This is a genomic window from Roseibium sp. (assembly GCF_048260565.1).
GTDB lineage: Bacteria > Pseudomonadota > Alphaproteobacteria > Rhizobiales > Stappiaceae > Roseibium.
Genome location: NZ_JBLXGP010000001.1, coordinates 204,901 through 222,177, shown reverse-complemented (window position 1 = coordinate 222,177; position 17,277 = coordinate 204,901). Strand labels below are relative to the sequence as shown.

14 protein-coding genes are annotated in these 17,277 nt (G+C 61.2%); 6 read left to right on the top strand and 8 right to left on the bottom strand.

Annotated elements, in window-relative coordinates; all coding sequences use genetic code 11:
• The first annotated feature begins 143 nt into the window (after positions 1 to 143).
• The 4 genes from ACN0SO_RS01005 (at position 144) to ACN0SO_RS00990 (ending at position 6,545) form a co-directional block, all read left to right on the top strand.
• Positions 144 to 701 carry a helix-turn-helix transcriptional regulator gene (locus tag ACN0SO_RS01005; protein WP_417673600.1) on the top strand — a complete coding sequence of 186 codons (558 nt, stop codon included), beginning with the start codon at positions 144 to 146 and terminating at the stop codon, positions 699 to 701.
• A gap of 22 nt (positions 702 to 723) precedes the next feature.
• A complete protein-coding gene (locus ACN0SO_RS01000) occupies positions 724 to 1,827 on the top strand; it encodes an efflux RND transporter periplasmic adaptor subunit (RefSeq protein ID WP_417673598.1) in 1,104 nt (367 codons plus the stop codon).
• Positions 1,824 to 5,456, top strand: coding sequence for an efflux RND transporter permease subunit (locus tag ACN0SO_RS00995; protein WP_417673596.1), 3,633 nt, complete (start codon positions 1,824 to 1,826; stop codon positions 5,454 to 5,456). Before ACN0SO_RS01000 ends, ACN0SO_RS00995 begins: the two co-directional genes overlap by 4 nt.
• Before the next feature lie 123 nt (positions 5,457 to 5,579).
• On the top strand, positions 5,580 to 6,545 hold the full coding sequence (locus ACN0SO_RS00990; RefSeq protein ID WP_417673594.1) for a GNAT family N-acetyltransferase: 966 nt from the start codon (positions 5,580 to 5,582) through the stop codon (positions 6,543 to 6,545).
• Between the two features lie 137 nt (positions 6,546 to 6,682).
• On the opposite strand, the gene ACN0SO_RS00985 is transcribed toward ACN0SO_RS00990, so the two are convergent.
• From ACN0SO_RS00985 to ACN0SO_RS00975, 3 genes are all read right to left on the bottom strand, one after another.
• Complete coding sequence (locus ACN0SO_RS00985) at positions 6,683 to 7,495, bottom strand: CDP-alcohol phosphatidyltransferase family protein (protein WP_417675011.1); 813 nt, start codon at positions 7,493 to 7,495, stop codon at positions 6,683 to 6,685.
• Between the two features lie 82 nt (positions 7,496 to 7,577).
• Positions 7,578 to 8,282, bottom strand: coding sequence for a phosphatidylserine decarboxylase (locus tag ACN0SO_RS00980; RefSeq protein ID WP_417673592.1), 705 nt, complete (start codon positions 8,280 to 8,282; stop codon positions 7,578 to 7,580).
• A 188-nt stretch (positions 8,283 to 8,470) separates the two neighbouring features.
• A complete protein-coding gene (locus ACN0SO_RS00975) occupies positions 8,471 to 9,379 on the bottom strand; it encodes a LysR family transcriptional regulator (protein WP_417673590.1) in 909 nt (302 codons plus the stop codon).
• A gap of 93 nt (positions 9,380 to 9,472) precedes the next feature.
• Between ACN0SO_RS00975 and ACN0SO_RS00970 the strand changes: the two genes are divergently transcribed.
• A complete protein-coding gene (locus tag ACN0SO_RS00970; protein ID WP_417673588.1) occupies positions 9,473 to 9,637 on the top strand; it encodes a hypothetical protein in 165 nt (54 codons plus the stop codon).
• Between the two features lie 21 nt (positions 9,638 to 9,658).
• On the opposite strand, the gene ACN0SO_RS00965 is transcribed toward ACN0SO_RS00970, so the two are convergent.
• The 3 genes from ACN0SO_RS00965 to ACN0SO_RS00955 all read right to left on the bottom strand — a co-directional run bounded on the left by ACN0SO_RS00965 (position 9,659) and on the right by ACN0SO_RS00955 (position 13,788).
• Positions 9,659 to 11,614 (bottom strand): ABCB family ABC transporter ATP-binding protein/permease, encoded by a 1,956-nt coding sequence (locus tag ACN0SO_RS00965; protein ID WP_417673586.1) that lies wholly within the window; start codon positions 11,612 to 11,614, stop codon positions 9,659 to 9,661.
• The gene (locus ACN0SO_RS00960; protein WP_417673584.1) at positions 11,586 to 12,023 is read right to left on the bottom strand and encodes an ArsR/SmtB family transcription factor; all 438 of its coding nucleotides are present in this window, start codon (positions 12,021 to 12,023) and stop codon (positions 11,586 to 11,588) included. Before ACN0SO_RS00960 ends, ACN0SO_RS00965 begins: the two co-directional genes overlap by 29 nt.
• A 229-nt stretch (positions 12,024 to 12,252) precedes the next feature.
• Complete coding sequence (locus tag ACN0SO_RS00955) at positions 12,253 to 13,788, bottom strand: Ig-like domain-containing protein (protein WP_417673582.1); 1,536 nt, start codon at positions 13,786 to 13,788, stop codon at positions 12,253 to 12,255.
• Between the two features lie 249 nt (positions 13,789 to 14,037).
• Between ACN0SO_RS00955 and ACN0SO_RS00950 the strand changes: the two genes are divergently transcribed.
• Positions 14,038 to 14,643, top strand: a complete 606-nt coding sequence (locus ACN0SO_RS00950) for a TIGR00730 family Rossman fold protein (protein WP_417673580.1) — start codon at positions 14,038 to 14,040, stop codon at positions 14,641 to 14,643.
• Positions 14,644 to 14,674: 31 nt separating this feature from the next.
• Here ACN0SO_RS00950 and rarD read toward each other — a convergent pair whose 3' ends face one another.
• On the bottom strand, positions 14,675 to 15,610 hold the full coding sequence (gene rarD / locus ACN0SO_RS00945) for an EamA family transporter RarD (RefSeq protein WP_417673578.1): 936 nt from the start codon (positions 15,608 to 15,610) through the stop codon (positions 14,675 to 14,677).
• Between the two features lie 67 nt (positions 15,611 to 15,677).
• Positions 15,678 to 17,273, bottom strand: a complete 1,596-nt coding sequence (gene cimA / locus ACN0SO_RS00940) for a citramalate synthase (protein ID WP_417673576.1) — start codon at positions 17,271 to 17,273, stop codon at positions 15,678 to 15,680.
• Positions 17,274 to 17,277: the final 4 nt, after the last annotated feature.

Here is a 17,277-nt window from a genome sequence, read left to right as displayed (position 1 = left end):
ATATCCGCCCAATATATAGATCCGATATATATCGGGCTTGAATAAGCGTTTTTGCGTCCCATGTTCAGGCCATCGGCAATTCTCTCAAGTTAGACCGCGCGTTTCAGCCGGCGTCTTCGGAAGACAGGAAGGACCAGTTCACCATGAGCGTTCGCAGCCTTTGCCTTGCGATCCTCAGTTTCGGCGATGCGACCGGCTATGAAATCCGCAAGGAAGCCACGGAAGGCCGGTTCTGCTATTTCGACGATGCGAGTTTCGGTTCCATCTATCCGGCCCTGGCGAAACTGACCAGTGACGGCATGGTAACCGTGCAGGAGGAAACCCAGCCCGGCAAACCCGCCCGCAAGGTTTATTCGATCACCGACGCCGGCCGCGAGGAATTCATCACTTCCTTGTGCGAACCCCAGGCCGCGGACACATTCAAGTCTCCTTTCCTGCTGGTGGCCCTTTATGCCGAACAGGTCGGACCCGACGTCATCCGTCGCGCGATCGAACGGCGCAAGGAACAGGTTCGCGCGGAGCTCAAGCATCTGACCGAACACAACGACACCTGCCCGCATAAGGGGTCCAACTGGGCACAATCCTACGGCATCGCTTGTATGAGCTTCACCCTCAACTACCTAGAGACCCATGGCGACGAGCTGATCCGAATTGCAGAAGGCGGAGCCGCATTGCCCCCCTCCCGGGCCGCGGCCGAATAGACATCGATTTTGGAGCAATCCTATGCGTTTGAAATTTTCATATGTGCTTGCCGCCGGTCTTGCCGCCGGAATTGGCCTATGGATGTATTCCGGCACCTACGTCATCGGCGGACGCGGAGACAGTGCGGATGCCACACCGCCTCCTTCCGAACGGCAGGAAAAGTCCGGAGATGCCCCGTTCCGCGTGCAGGTCGCAACGCTGACCGCCACGGAGCGCCAGCCGGTTCTGGAAATCCGCGGACGAACGGAGGCCGAAGCCAAGGTGGAGGTCCGTGCCGAAACCGCGGCGCGTGTCATCGAACGCCCGGCGGTCGAAGGCAACCCTGTCTCGAAGGGCGATGTCCTTTGCGTACTGGACAAGGGAACCCGCGAAGCCAAGGTGCTTGAAGCCAAGGCAGGCCTCGCCCAGGCCAGGCTCGATCATTCGGCGGCCACTCAACTCAGTTCCAAAGGCTTCACGGCAGAGACCCGGGTCGCAGCCCTGCAAGCCGCACTCGACGCCGCTCAGGCCCGAGTGGAAGAAGCGAATATGGAGCTCGACCGCACGGTCATTCATTCGCCGATCGACGGCATCATCCAGAGCCCGATGGCGAATGTCGGCGCGCGCCTCAATGTCGGTGATGTCTGCGCCACCGTCGTCGAAACCGATCCCATGATCGCCATCGGCCAGGTCTCGGAAGCGGATATCGGCCTGATTTCGAAAGGCATGGACGCGGAAGTCCGGCTGATTTCCGGTCAATCGATGTCCGGCACCGTGCGCTACATCTCGCCTGCGGCCGACCCCGAAACGCGAACCTTCCGGATCGAAGTCGAACTGCCGAACAAGAAAGGGATCGCCCGGGATGGAACCACGGCGCTGACCCGGCTCAAACTGCCGACCCAAAGAGCCCACATGATCTCGCCGGCAATCCTGACACTGAACGATGACGGCGAGCTCGGCCTGCGGGGCGTGAACGACGATCAAATCACCGTCTTCTACCCGGTGAAGGTTCTGGGTGGCGGCGATGACGGCATCTGGGTCGGCGGGCTTCCGGATTCCGTCCGCATCATCACCGTCGGCCAGGACTACGTTACCGACGGCCAGAAAGTGGAACCTGTCCTCAAAACGGCCGAGGTTAGCCAATGATCGATGCTCTTGAAGCCATCCTGAGGCGGCCCAAAACCGTTTTCGTCCTGATGCTGGCGCTGATCGTTGCCGGCACCTACACGTACATGACAATCCCCAAGGAAGACAGTCCGGACATCGATGTGCCGGTCTTCTACGTCTCCATTGCCCAACAGGGCATCTCCCCGGAAGACGCGGACAGATTGCTGGTCCGCCCGATGGAGACGGAACTGCGCGGTCTCGACGGGCTGAAGGAAATCACCGCGATCGCTGCCGAAGGTCACGCGTCCATCGTGCTGGAATTCGACATTTCCTTCGACAAGGACGAAGCGCTCGCGGATGTGCGCGACAAGGTCGATCAGGCAAAGGGCGAGCTCCCGGCAGAGGCCGAGGAGCCGACCATCCACGAGACCAACTTCGCGCTCCTGCCGACCATAACCGTTGCCCTCTCCGGCAATGTGCCCGAGCGAACGCTCTACAATCTGGCTCGGCGGCTGAAGGACCAGATCGAGGCGATCGATACGGTGCGCTCGGCGGATCTCACCGGGCACCGGGAAGAGCTTCTGGAAGTCGTGATCGACAGCCAGAAACTGGAAGCCTATTCGGTCACCCAGCAGGAACTGCTCAACACGCTGACACTGAACAACCAGCTTGTCCCGGCCGGTTTCATCGACGGCGGCAACGGCCGGTTCAACGTCAAGGTTCCCGGCTTGATCGAGACGGCGGACGATGTCTATTCGCTGCCGATCAAGCAGAACGGCGAGGCCGTGGTGACGCTGGCCGACGTTGCGGATATCCGGCGGACTTTCAAGGATGCCACGTCCTACACCCGGGTGAACGGCAAACCCGCGATCGCTCTTGAGGTCACCAAACGGATCGGGACAAACCTGATTGAGAACAACGCCGCGGTCAGGGCCGTTGTCGAGGCAGCCTCAAAGGACTGGCCGGAAACGGTCAAGGTGAACCTGCTGCTCGACCAGTCTTCAAAAACCTTCGAGGTCCTCGGCTCGCTGCAATCGTCGATCCTCACGGCGATTTTCCTCGTGATGATCCTGGTTGTGGCGGCACTCGGCCTTCGGTCCGCGCTGCTCGTCGGCCTGGCGATCCCGACCTCCTTCATGATCGGGTTCCTGATCCTGGGCGGCATGGGCTACACGGTGTCCAACATGGTGATGTTCGGCCTCGTGCTGACGGTCGGCATGCTGGTCGACGGCGCCATCGTCATGACCGAATATGCCGACCGCAAGATCTCCGAAGGCATGGAGGACAAGGAAGCCTATATCCGCGCCGCGCGGCTGATGTTCTGGCCGATCGTGTCGTCCACGGCGACCACGCTCGCCGCTTTCCTGCCCATGCTGATGTGGCCGGGCGTCGCCGGCGAGTTCATGAGCTACCTGCCGATCATGGTGATCATCGTTCTGTCGGCATCCCTGCTGACGGCCATGGTGTTCATCCCCGTGACCGGCGCCATCTTTGCGCAAGTGTCCCATTTCATGGGCCGGCATGCGAACGGGCTTCTGTCGCTGACATCGGCAGTTGTCGTTTATTTTCTGCTTTCACAGTCCAGAGCTGCGTTCGTGCCGGAATCCGTGCCCTATCCGCATGGTTTCGAATTCCTGGGCCTGTTGAAGTTCTTTTTGTCCGCATCGGTTTTCGTCATCAATGGCGCCGATGGTTCGACGGTATTTTCTCTTGATGTCATTGCCTTGGTATTGGCAGTCGCCAGCTTTTTCCTGCTGCGGTCCGCTTTCCGTCCGTTCGTTCGCTGGTCCAAGGCCCGGGCGGAACGGATCCAGGCGGCGGAACGCGCTGAGGCTGAAGCGGTTTCAGGCTCCACCGTCTTCGACGTCAACAAGGTCGGCGGCATGGCGGGTGTCTATGTCCGCTTCCTGAAGCTTCTGGCGGGCAACCCGATCGGCAACATCGTCATGTTGGTCGTGATGATCGGCGGCAGCGTCATGATCTTCGGCGCCTTCGCCGGCAATCCGACCGGTGTGGAATTCTTCGTCGACGAAGAGCCCGACCAGGCGGTCGTCCTCGTTTCCGGGCGCGGCAACCTGTCCGCACGGGAATCGCTGCAACTGGTCGAGGCGGTCGAGCGCGAAGTGTTGCAGATCCCGGGCATCAAGAATGTCGTGACCTCGGCCAAGGCGCCAGGAGGTTCCGGCGGAGGCCAGGTTCTCGGCGGTGTCCAGGACAAGCCGGCTGACGTGATCGGCGAACTCCAGCTCGAGTTGGCCGACTTCTGCTGCCGGCGGGAGGCGAAACAGATCTTCGCCGAAATCCGCGAACGGACGGCCCCACTTCCGGGCATCAAGGTGGAAACCCGCAAGATCGAAGGCGGCCCGCCGACGGGCAAGGACCTTCAACTGGAGATCAAGTCCACCGAATACGACACGTTGGTTGAAAACGTCGCCAGAGTCCGCGCCCATGTGGACCAGATGGAAGGCCTGCTCGACCAGGAAGACGACCGGCCGCTGCCGGGCATCGAATGGGAAATGTCCATCGACCGGGAACAGGCCGGTCGCTACAAGGCCGACATTGCCTCGGTAGGATCGATGGTCCAGCTGGTCACCAACGGCGTGCTGGTCGGCAAGTACCGTCCGTCCGACAGCGAGGACGAGGTCGATATCCGCGTCCGCCTGCCGGAAGACCAGCGCACGCTCGACCGGTTCGACCAGTTGCGCCTGCAAACGCAGCTTGGACTGGTTCCCCTGTCGAACTTCGTGACCCGGTCGGCCTCGCCCAAGGTGTCGTCGATCACCCGGCGTGACGGGCTCTATTCGATGATGGTGAAAGCCACCGTCGACCCGGCCTCCGGCGCGTTGCCCGACGACAAGGTGCGCGAACTCGATCAGTGGCTGAAGACCCAGACCTGGCCGGACAACATCTATCTGAAGTTCCGCGGAGCTGACGAGGATCAGAAGGAATCGGGCGAGTTCCTGATGAAGGCGATGGTCGCATCGCTGTTCCTGATGTTCATCATCCTGCTCACCCAGTTCAATTCCTTCTACCAGACGGCCCTCACCCTCTCCACGGTGATCATGTCGGTGGTCGGCGTGCTTCTGGGGCTGATCATAACGGGTCAGAAGTTCTCGATCATCATGACCGGGACGGGCGTCGTGGCGCTAGCCGGGATCGTGGTCAACAACGCCATCGTGCTGATCGACACCTATAACCGCTTCCGGGACGACGGGATGGAGCCGCTCGATGCGATTCTGAAGACGTCGGTACAGCGGATCAGGCCGATCCTGCTGACCACGATCACTACGATCGCCGGGCTGATCCCGATGGCAACCGCGATCAATCTGGATTTCTTAAACCAGGTGACCGCCTATGGCGGCATCACCGCCGTGTGGTGGGTGCAGCTTTCGACAGCGGTGATTTCCGGGCTTGCCTTCTCCACTCTGCTGACGCTGATCATGATCCCCGTGATGATTGCGTTGCCGAGCGTGTGGATGCAGTCCGGGCAGCGCGCCGCCGCCTGGTGGCGTGGCCAACCGGCAGCGGCAGTCGCTGTTTCAGGACCGGATACTTCCGCCGAACCGGAAGAACCGGCCGAGCCGGCACCCCCTGCCCGCGTCATTCGGATGGAGAAACCGAAACCGCCGAAAGAACCGCCACAGGATCTTCCCAACGCCGCCGAATAGGCACCCTGCCAATGCGAAACCGCCGGGATCCCGTCCCGGCGGTTTTTGTTTGTCCGGCGGCTTGCCAAATCCTGACAAGCGAAGCATATTAGTTGCATTATACAACTACATCACCGAAACAAGATGCAAACGATCTCAGCTGAAGTGATCTCGACAATCCGGAGCGCCGCCCGGGTGCTGGTCCGCGAGCATGGCTATATGGAACGCACGCTTGCGGGTACGGACCTGTCCCCCTCCGCAGTCCACACCATCGTCGAGCTCGGCGAGAGCGGCAGCCTGACATCGAAAGACCTCGCGGATCGCCTGAACCTGGAGAAATCCACGATCAGCCGGTTGGTGCAGGCGCTCGAAAAACGAGGGGAGATTACCAGCGAACGGCTGGAGACGGACGGCCGCTCCTTCCGTATCACTTTGACCGAACAGGGCCGCAAGACACTGGCCGTCCTGGCCGCCTATGGCGAGAACAAGGTGTCCGGCGCCCTTCCCCATATGGGCGGACAGTCGTCACCGGAAGGTGTCGCCCGCGCGCTCGATGCCTTTGCGACCGCTCTGACGGTTTCAAGGACCGGCAACGGCACTCACGCCGCTCCCGCGGCGCCGGAGATCGTCGAAGGCTATCAGACCGGCATGATCGGCGATCTATCGGGCCTGCACGGCCGCACGCACGGGCCGATTGTCGGCTTCGGACCGGCCTTTGAAAGCGTGGTTGCCGCCGCCATGGCCGAATTCATGCCGAGGCTTTCAAATCCGGTAAACAACTCCTGGAGTGTTGTCGAAAACGGCCGGGTCGTGGCCTCCATCACCATCGACGGCGAGGACCTTGGCAACAACATCGCCCACCTGCGCTGGTTCATTATGGAAGAGCACCTGAGAGGTCTCGGCCTCGGCCGCAGGCTTCTGGAGAAGGCCCTCGACCACTGCGAACGCCACGGCTTCGTCGAGATCCACCTGTGGACCCTGAAAGGCCTGGACGCCGCCCGCGCGCTCTATGAACGCAACGGGTTTGAGCTGGCGGACGAATACCAGGGCGACCAATGGGGCAAGATGGTCATGGAACAGAAATTCGTGCGCAGACGGGCTGCCGGGTAGCGCGCGCCAGTCCGTCATGCCATGGCTCGACCATCGCATCCATGCCGTGACATCTCGCCTTGAAACCGCTTTGCCGTATGGCAACGGATCGGAATGAATGCCCGGATCAAGCCAGGCAGGTCCGCAGAGACTGCGGGCTAACTCGCGTCGCCCTTGTGCTTGTCCCCGAGGTGGTCGAGGTCCGTGTCCTCGCAATCGCCGTCGTCATCGGATGCAAGGTTCCTGTCGGCCAGCAGCAACTTGCGATGGGACTGCCAGGCAAACGGAATCGAGACGAGGTAGAGCGCGGAGACCAGTGCCACGACCTGGAACGGATAACTCACCGTCAGGGCGACGAGCAGCACCGCGACCACGAACAGCGGCAACACGTAGTCGCGGCGGATCCGCGTGCCGACGGTCTTGCCGGAATAGGTCGGCAGGCGGCTGATCATCAGGAAGGCGATACCGATGGTGAAAAGGGCAACGCCGGGCGCGAACTCCGGCCATTGCGGCAGAACGCCCAGAAAGCCCCAGTAGATCGGGATCAGCACCGTCAATGCGCCCGCGGGTGCGGGAACCCCAGTAAAGAACTGCACCGCCCAGGCGGGCTTGTCCGGATCATCGAGGGCCACATTGAAGCGGGCCAGGCGCAGAGCAGCGGAGATGGCGAAGGCAAGAGCTGCGATCCAGCCGATGGAACCGGCTTCCTTCAGGATCCAGAGATAGAGCATCAGGGCCGGGGTGACCCCGAAATTGACGAAATCGGCGAGCGAATCCAGCTCCGCCCCGAATCTGGACGTTCCCTTCAAAAGTCGGGCGACCCGGCCATCGAGCGCATCGAGCACGGCAGCGATCAGGACCGCGCCGACCGCGAATTCCCAACGGCCTTCATAGGCCATGCGAACCGCCGTCAGGCCCGAGCACAAGGCAAGCAGGGTCACCATATTGGGCAGGATCAGCCGCAGGGGCACGCGGCGGAATCTGGGCTGGCGGCTTTGTCGGGCGTCTTGTCTGGCAGACGATTTGTCGTGTTCGGTCGTCACTATTCTGCCTCTAGCTGACCCGGGTCAGCGGCTGCGCGGTGGGGTTGGTTTCACGCAGATCCGCCAGGACGGTTTCGCCGGCAATCATGGTCTGGCCCAGGGCGACCTTCGGCACCGTTCCTTCGGGGAAATAGACATCGAGGCGCGAACCGAAGCGGATCAGTCCGAAGCGTTCGCCGCCTGCAACCGTCTCGCCTTCACGCACGAAACAGACGATACGCCGCGCAACCAGGCCGGCGATCTGAACGACGCCGATACGGGTATCGCCGTTCTCGATGACCAGACCGTTGCGTTCATTGTCCTCGCTCGCCTTGTCCAATTCCGCATTCAGGAACTTGCCCGCGCGATAGGCGACACGGGTGACCTTGCCGCTCATTGGCGCGCGGTTCACATGGCAATTGAACACGTTCATGAAGATGGAAACGCGCAGAAGCGGCTCGCCGCCAAGCTCCAGTTCCGCCGGCGGACGTGCCGGACCCACATGGCTGACGACGCCGTCGGCCGGGGATATCACGAGCCCCTCGGTGACCGGGGTGACACGTGGCGGATCACGGAAAAAGTAGCAGACCCAGGCGGTCACGATGAGGCCGATCCAGAACAACGGATCCGCGAACCAGCCGATCACCAGCGTTGCAACCAGGCTGATGGCTATGAACGGCCAGCCTTCGCGATGGATGGGAACAAAGGCCTTGGTTACGGAATCGACAAGTGACATGCGGGTTCCTGCCCTTCGGGACGTTCTGCCTATTGGCACGGCAACGCATCTCCTCGCCGTGGCCTTGCAGAAATCTTGTTTAGCGCACCACCCGACGTCCAGTCACGGCAGCACATGGAATTTGGCCTCTTCTAAACCCATTCGATCCGCAATTGAACCGGAAAACCACTTCCGAAGATGCCGAGTGTTCAGGCCGTGCGGTAGTCCGTCTCCCAGTATGGCGGACGGCCGTATTTCGATAGCAGGAAATCGACAAAGACGGTGACCTTGGGCGGAGTGAACTTGCCCGGAGGATAGACTGCCCAGATGGCCCCTTCCCGAACCACCGGATAATCCTGCATCACCTCCACGAGCCGGCCATCTCTCAGATCCTCCCAGATATGAGCGATGGACTTGAGGCTGACGCCAAGACCGCACATCGCGGCGTCGTAGGAAAAATCGCTGGTATCGCCGGTGATGAAGGCTGCGACCTGATGGGTGATCTCCCCGTCCGGTCCGTTGAAATACCACACCGGCATCGAGGAAATGCCGATACAGTCGTGATTGACGAGATCAGACGGGCAGCTGGGGGCGCCTCTACGGTCAATATAGTCTGGAGACGCGCACAGAACCCGCTTGTTGCTACCGAGCTTTCGGGCCTTGAGCGTGGAATCGGCAAGCGGCGCACCACGGATGGCCATGTCGTAGCCTTCGGCAACGATGTCGACCAGCCGGTCGGTGAAGTCCATATCGATGCGAATGTCCGGATAGAGTGCCCGAAATTCCACCAGGTAAGGCAGCACGTGCTTACGGCCGAAGTACATATTTGTCGAGATTTTCAGCTTGCCGCGTGGCGCTTCGTTGCTGGCTTCCAATTGGTCCAGCGCCGCGTCCATTTCACGAAGGGCTGCCACGGCATGGTCCAGCAGGATCTGGCCGGCTTCCGTCAGGGTCAAGCGCCTTGTGGTGCGGGCGAATAATTGCGCCCCCACCTCCCGTTCCAGCGCCGTCAAACGGCTGCTTGCTGCCGAAGGCGACAGGCCGAACTCCCGGCCGGCCGCAGACAGGTTCCCCAGTGCGGCAACGCGGGAAAAGAAACGCAGATCATCCAGACGCATTATTCGAAAACTTCGAAAAGAGTTACAAAAACAAGCCTGATTATATCATTACATTGAAAATGAGACAGTCCCTACAGCAGAAAGGAGACTGCCATGATACATACCGGCGATCACTACGAGCATCTCGCACGCATGCATCGCGCCTGCGAAATCCGGCGGGTCTTCCGGAACCTGTTTCAGCTTCCTGCCCGTCTTGTTTACCCGCCCAAAGCCGCGCATTGCCTTTCGCCGTCCGATAACGGCTTCCGGCCTGCCTGACCCGGCAGCCCGAACGATCCGCTATTCGACGGTTTCGCCTGCGCGCGGCCCTCGAAGAACGATGCCCAAATCATCTTCTTCCCGGGCTGCCCGCAGGCGTTCCTCCGCCTCGCTCGCTTCGCGCTGACGCGCCCACATGGAGGCATAGAGCCCGTTCTTCGCCAGAAGGTCCGCGTGCGTGCCGCGCTCGACGATCCGGCCGGCCTCGAGCACGAGGATCTGGTCGGCACCGACCACCGTCGACAGCCGGTGGGCGATGACAAGCGTGGTGCGGTTTTTCGAGACCTGATCGAGGGCTGCCTGGATTTCCTGTTCCGTATGGGTATCGAGGGCGGAAGTCGCCTCGTCGAGGATCAGGATCGGCGGGGATTTCAGGATGGTCCGGGCGATAGCCACGCGCTGCTTTTCACCGCCTGACAGCTTCAGACCGCGCTCACCGACCTCGGATGCATAGCCCTTCGGCAGGCGTTCGATGAAGTCGTGGATCTGCGCCATCCGGGCCGCTTCCCGGACTTCCTCATCCGTTGCATCCGGACGGCCATAGCGGATGTTGTAGGCGATCGTATCGTTGAAGAGCACCGTGTCCTGCGGCACCATGCCGATGGCATGGCGCACGCTTTCCTGGGTCACGTCACGCACGTCCTGACCGTCGATCAGAATCCGTCCGTCGGTCACGTCGTAAAAACGGAACAGAAGCCGGGAAATGGTCGATTTGCCCGCGCCGGACGGTCCGACGATGGCAACTGTCTTTCCAGCCGGCACATCGAAATCGATGCCCTTGAGGATCGGCCTGTCCGCATCGTAGTGGAAATGCACGTTCTCGAAGGCAATCGTGCCTTCTACGGCCTTCAACGGCTCCGCGCCCGGCTTGTCGGTGATCTCTTCCGGCACACCGAGCAGATCGAACATGGATTCGATATCCGCCAGCCCCTGCCGGATTTCCCGGTAGATGAAGCCGATGAAATTGAGCGGAATGGAGATCTGCATCAAAAGCGCGTTGATCAGCACGAAATCGCCGATGGTCTGCTCGCCCGCCATGACGGCCTGGGCGGACAGCACCATACATGCGGCCATTCCGATGCCGAGAATGACCGTCTGTCCGAGGTTCAGCCAGGCGAGCGACGTCCAGGTCTTGGTCGCCGCCTTTTCGTATTTGGCCATAGAGACGTCGAAGCGCTCGGACTCCATCCGTTCATTGCCGAAATACTTGACCGTCTCGAAATTCAACAGGCTGTCGATCGCCTTTGAATTGGCGTCCGTGTCGCTGTCGTTCATTTCGCGGCGGATGGAAATCCGCCAATTCGACGCCTTGATGGTGAACCAGACGTAGGCGACGATCATAACCGCGACGATAGCCAGGTAGCTCATGCCGAACTGGTAGGAAATCACCGCCGCCATGATGGCGAATTCCAGGATCGTCGGGATCCCGTTCAGGATCGTGAAGCGGACGATCGCCTCGATGCCCTTCACGCCGCGTTCGATCACACGGCTGAGGCCGCCGGTACGCCGCGCCAGATGGAAACGCAGGGAAAGCTGGTGAAGGTGGCGGAAGGTGAGATTGGCAAGCTGGCGCACCGCGTGCTGGCCCACCCGGGCAAAGAGCGCGTCGCGTAGCTGGTTGAAGGCCACGGCCAGGACGCGCGCGGCATTATACGCAAGCACCAACATCACCGGCGCAATCAGAAATGCCGGCAGATTGTTCGTCTCGCCGGTCAGGGCGTCGGACGCCCAGGCAAAGAAATAAGGCGAGAGGACGGTTACGCCTTTGGCAATCACCAGGGCGACAATGGCCAGCAACACCCGTGCCTTCAGGTCCGGACGATGGGCCGGCCAGATATACGGCCAGAGGTTGATCAGGGTGTTGAGGGTTGAGCCTTCATCCGCACTGACTGCCGCCTGCTTGTGTGCGCTCTCGGTCCCCTTGTCAGCCGCATTCTTTACAGCCCGATTACTCAACGGCCTTCTCCCTGGGGTCATTCCCGGTTTTTGTGTTTTTTTGGTCTTCATCGGCGCACCCGCCCACCTTCAGGCAGGCGCTGTGTTGCTCGGAGACCCGATTGAAAAAGGTCCCGGAAGCCACCGCGGCCCTGGACAGCATCTCGGTGTTCAGGAAATACCGGCAGTTCCGGCCCATCGTTTCACAGGTCAGAAGACCGGTTTCCTTGAGCACCTGCAGATGCTGGGAGACCGTGGATTGCGCCAGGGGCATGCAATCGACGATTTCGCCGCAACAGGCGGCGTTCCGCTTTGCCAGCGTTTCAATGATTGCCAGGCGTGCCGGATGGCCGAGGGCCCGATAGACCTTCGCAAGTTCGCATTGCTCGACCGGCGCGCAGGCAGCGTCCGATCCGCCGTCCGACCGGAAGCCTGCAGATTTCTCTGCCATATGGATGGCTCTCCCTCGCGAATTTCAAAACGGGCGGTCGGTCCGCGGTCGACGCCCGGCCTTTCATCGTAGATATGCGATGAATCACCGAAATAACAAGCCGCGCGCGCACTTGCCGCACCATTTCAGGCACTCAAGCCGTCGATGTTCGGCATTTTCCGCGATGAACACGAGCAAACGGCGCGGAACGAGCCGCGCCGTCGATGCCGGCCAGTTCGAGCCGGCGAACTCAGTTCGATTCAGTCTTCCAGTTCAGATCGCCTTCCGGCGTCAGAAAGACCTGCCCGGGATAGATCAGGTCCGGATTGCGGATCTGTCCCTTGTTGGCCTGATAGATCGTCGTGTACCGCGTGCCCTCGCCATAGAGACGCCGGGAGATGGTCCAAAGGTTGTCGCCCTTGCGGATGATCACATTCGGCAACGGTTTGGTCACAGAGGCCCCTGCCCCGCCGGCATCTGTTGCGGTTTCACCGGAAGCGATCACCTTGGTCAGGACGATCTGTTCGGCCGCCTTTTCAAATTCCACGGCAGCGCGAGCGACAACCGTGCCCTTGGCGTCGCCGATCATGTCGGCGCGGACTTCCACGGTTCCAGGTTGAAGGGTCTTGCCGCCCTGCAGCAGCCAGCGCCCGTTGGCACCAACCGTGGCTTCACCGACGAATTCTCCCCCAACATAAACGCGCACTTTCAGGCCCGGCTCGCCGGTCCCAGCCACGTAAAGCTTGCCGCCTTCCGCTTCGACGGCTTCGACCGTCGTTTTCAAGGCGCTTCCGGCAACCGGCTCTCCTGCGGGAGAGGAGACTGTGCGGGTCGTTGGTGCCGTTTCGGCCTGATCGGTTGCATTCCCCCCGGTCGCCACAGCGGTGACTTCGACCGCAGGCGCGGTTTCCTTGGCCTTGGGCGCCTCTGCATCCGACGCAGGCGCTTCGGATGAAGCGGGGGTTTCAGACGAGGCCTTCGCGGCTTCGGTTGTCTTTTCCGGCTCGGCCGTTGCAGGGGTCTCGGTCATTTCCGGCTTTGCCGTTTCGCCGGCCGGCGTTTCAGGCTCGGCTACCGACGGCTCACCGGACGACGTTGTTTCCGGTTCAGGCTTGGTTTCCACGACCGGTTCGGCCGGTTCCTCATCCTGGGCGGACGCAACGACGGTTTCCTTGGCCGGCTCGTCCTGCCCAGCGGTTTCAACCGGCTCGGGTTTCTGCAGAATATCGGACGGGCCTTCCGGCTTGTTCAGCACCACCAGCGGCTGGCTCTTGCGGTCTTCGGGAACAGACACGGCAAGGCGTTCGGTCGATTCATGGGTGACGTTGCCGGCATCATCCGTGATCTGAAGGCCGACGTCGTAATCGCCCGCCTCAAGCGGCTTTTCCAGAATGATGGTCCATTCACCCTTTTCGTTGGCAACGCCCTTGCCGACGACTTTTCCGTTCGCGGTCAGTGCGACGATGGAGCCGGGGTCCGATCGGCCAGCAACGACGGTTTCGCCCGTCGGCTCCACACCGACCGCATCAAACGTGAGCTTGTCCGCCTTGGCGCTCACATCGGGCCCGCTTTCCTTTTGCGATCCCGCATCGGCGGCTTCCGGCTGCGATGCACTTGGCTCCGCCGTTCCGGAATTGGAGGCAACCTCGGTGGTTACTTCCGTGGAGGAAGCGGGTGCTTCTGCGCTTTTCTCCTGCCGATCCATATAGATGATACCGGTCGTCAGCGCTGCACCGCCCACGACGACGGCGGCTATCAGGCTCCAGATCACGCTCAGCTTCGTCATTGCCATCCCATCCGGGTTCTTCCCGGGCCAATTACCCGGCTTAGATCCGTCAATCTCCCGACCATTCAAATGTTCCGTCCGAGGACTGCCTGCGGCAGATCCTGCAAGGCTCACATCCTGTCGGCCAACCCCTGTCTAAAGCCATGAATATACGTCTTTTTAGGTGTCGGCAAGAAAACCGCCAGAATCTCCGCTGCCATGCACAATCGAGTGCTTGACCGGTTCGGCCGGGAATGCCACACATTCCCCATGACAATATTTTCCAGCGTCTGCGTCTACTGTGGCTCCAGCTTCGGCACCGATCCGGTCTATGAAGCAGCGGCGACACGCACCGGTCAGTTGATCGCCGAAAACGGCCTGCGCCTCGTCTATGGCGGCGGTTCGGTCGGCCTCATGGGTACGACCGCCAAGGCGGCCCTCGATGCGGGCGGCCTGGTTACCGGGATTATCCCGCATTTCCTGGAAAAACGCGAGGCGATGCTCACGTCCCTCGATGAACTGATCGTGACCAAGGACATGCATGAGCGCAAACAGCTCATGTTCCAGAAATCCGACGCTTTCATCGCACTGCCGGGAGGCATCGGTACGCTGGAAGAAGCGGTTGAAATGATGACCTGGGCACAGCTCGGCCAGCACAGGAAGCCGGTCGTACTGGTCAACATCAACGGCTTCTGGTCGCCCTTGCTCAAGCTTCTCGACCATATGCGGCATCAGGGCTTCATCCGCCCGGATACGGAAGTTCCCTATCTGGTGGCCCGGAGCGCAGAAGATGCGTTGCCGATGATCCAGGATGTTCTTTCCGACAAGGAAGTTGACGGCGACGCCTCCGGTTACGCACCGATCGAGAACCTTTAAGAGACAAGACCACCGGCAACCGCCGCGTCACCTACCCGGCAATTGCTGCATTTTTCCGGGCATTTGCCTTCCAGCGCCGCCAGGAATCGAAGCTGAACACGCCGAGCGCGAGCCAGATGAACCCGAAGGTTGTCAGGGTCGCGGGATGAAGCGGTTCGTGCCAGATGAACACGGCCGTGACGAAATGCAGGGACGGCGCGATATATTGCATCAGGCCGATCAGGACCATCGGCAAGCGCCGGGCGGCGGCCGAAAACAGGATCAGCGGCAGAGCCGTCACGATACCCAGCCCGGCGAGCGCCACGAATACGCTCGGCGTACCGAGCCTCAGAACATCGACGCCCGACATGCCCTGCAGCAGCAGATAGCCTCCGGCGAGCGGCAGCAAAAGCACCGTCTCCATCCATAACCCCGGCGTGGCCCGCACCGGCGTGATCTTGCGGAAATAGCCGTATCCGGCAAAGCTGAAGGCAAGCAAGAGCGACACCCACGGCAACCCGCCCAGAAGAACCGCCTGCAAGGCGACGCCGGCGGCCGCCAGACCCACTGCAACGCCTTGCAGTGGCGACAGTTTTTCGCGCAGGACAACGAGCCCGACCAGAATGCTGACCAGCGGATTGATGAAATAGCCGAGACTGACGTCGAGCACCTTTTCATGCTCGACGGCCCAGACGAAGACGAGCCAGTTCACGGCGATCAAGCCGGCGGAAATACAAAGAAGGCCGACGAGACGCGGTTCGCGGGCAATTTCACCGATCTCACGGGTCCGGCGCATCAGCATCAGGAACAAGCCCACGAAAAGCACGGACCAGACGATGCGCTGGGCAACCACGGTCTCGGGCGCGACCGCATCGATCAGCTTGAAATAACCGGGTAGAATGCCCCAGAGCCCGTAGGCGCCGAGGGCGAACAAAATCCCGGTGCGGGTTTCGTCCGGCGCCGTTCCGGCCGGTGCCGCCTGTGTCATGGACTTGTACCAATCATGTTTGATTGCGCTTCGCGTAAAGGCACAGCCTGTTCGCCGAAGTGGCGGATCAGGCCGCTTCGGCTTTCAGAAGCGCATAGGTAATGGAATCGACCAGAGCCTGGAACGATGCATCTACAATATTGCTGGATACGCCGATTGTGAACCAGCGCCGATGACGTCCGGTATCGTGGCTTTCGATCAGCACACGCGTGACCGCCCCGGTGCCGCCGTTCAGGATGCGGACCTTGTAATCGACCAGCTCCAGCCCCTCGATCGCCGACTGGTATTTGCCCAGGTCCTTGCGCAGGGCCTTGTCGAGCGCGTTGACCGGACCGTTGCCTTCGGCGACCGACATGCGGCTCTCACCGTCGATGTCGAGCTTCACCACAGCCTCCGACACGGAGACCAGATTGCCGATCGCGTTGTGGCGACGTTCCACCATGACCCGGAAGGAATTCACGTCGAAGAACCGCGGCACCTCGCCGAGTGCCCGCCGTGCCAGCAGTTCGAAGGAGGCATCGGCCGCCTCATAGGCGTAGCCTTCCGCTTCCTTCTGCTTTACCTCGGCAAGCAGCCGGTCGAGACGTGGATCGGACTTGGCGACCTTGATGCCGAGCCGGTCGAGCTCGCCCAACAGGTTGCTTTTGCCGGCCTGATCGGACACCAGAACACGGCGCCGGTTGCCGACGGCTTCCGGCGGGACGTGTTCGTAGGTCTGAGGGTCCTTCAGGATCGCAGAGGCGTGAATGCCGGCCTTGGTGGCAAAGGCGGTTTCACCGACGTAAGGCGCATGCCGGTCCGGCGAGCGGTTCAGCATCTCGTCGAAGGCATGAGAAATGGAGGTGATCTCGGCCAGCTGGTCGTTGGTGACCCCGAGCTCGTATTTCTCCGCGTAGGCCTGCTTCAGTTTCAGTGTCGGGATCAGGGTGATCAGATTGGCATTGCCGCAGCGCTCGCCGATACCGTTGAGCGTCCCCTGGATCTGGCGCACACCGGCATCGACAGCGGCCAGAGTGTTGGCAACCGCGTGGCCGGTGTCGTCGTGGGTATGGATGCCCAGATGATCGCCGGGGACGACCGCCCTCACCTTTCCGATGATCTCCTTCACCTCGTCCGGCAGCGTACCGCCGTTGGTGTCGCACAGCACCACCCAACGCGCACCGGCCTCGAAAGCCGTCTTCGCACAGGCAAGCGCATAGTCCGGATTGGCCTTGTAACCGTCAAAGAAATGCTCGCAGTCGATCATCGCCTCCCGGCCGGAGGCGACGGCCGCCTTCACCGTATCGGCAATGGACTCCAGGTTTTCCTCGTTGGTGCAGCCAAGCGCCACATCGACATGATAGTCCCAGCTCTTGGCGACGAAGCAGCAGGCGTCGGCCTTGGCCGCCAGGATTTCCTGCAGGCCCGGGTCGTTGGACACCGACCGGCCGGCGCGCTTGGTCATGCCGAAGGCGGTGAACGTCGCCCTGTTCGTCCTCTTTTCGGAAAAGAACTCGCTATCGGTCGGATTGGCGCCCGGATAGCCGCCCTCCACATAATCCACCCCCAGACGGTCGAGCAGCTCGGCAATCGCGATCTTTTCGGTCACGGAAAAATCGATGCCGCTGGTCTGCGCGCCGTCGCGGAGCGTGGTGTCGAAAAGGTAGAGGCGTTCCCTTGTCATTTTT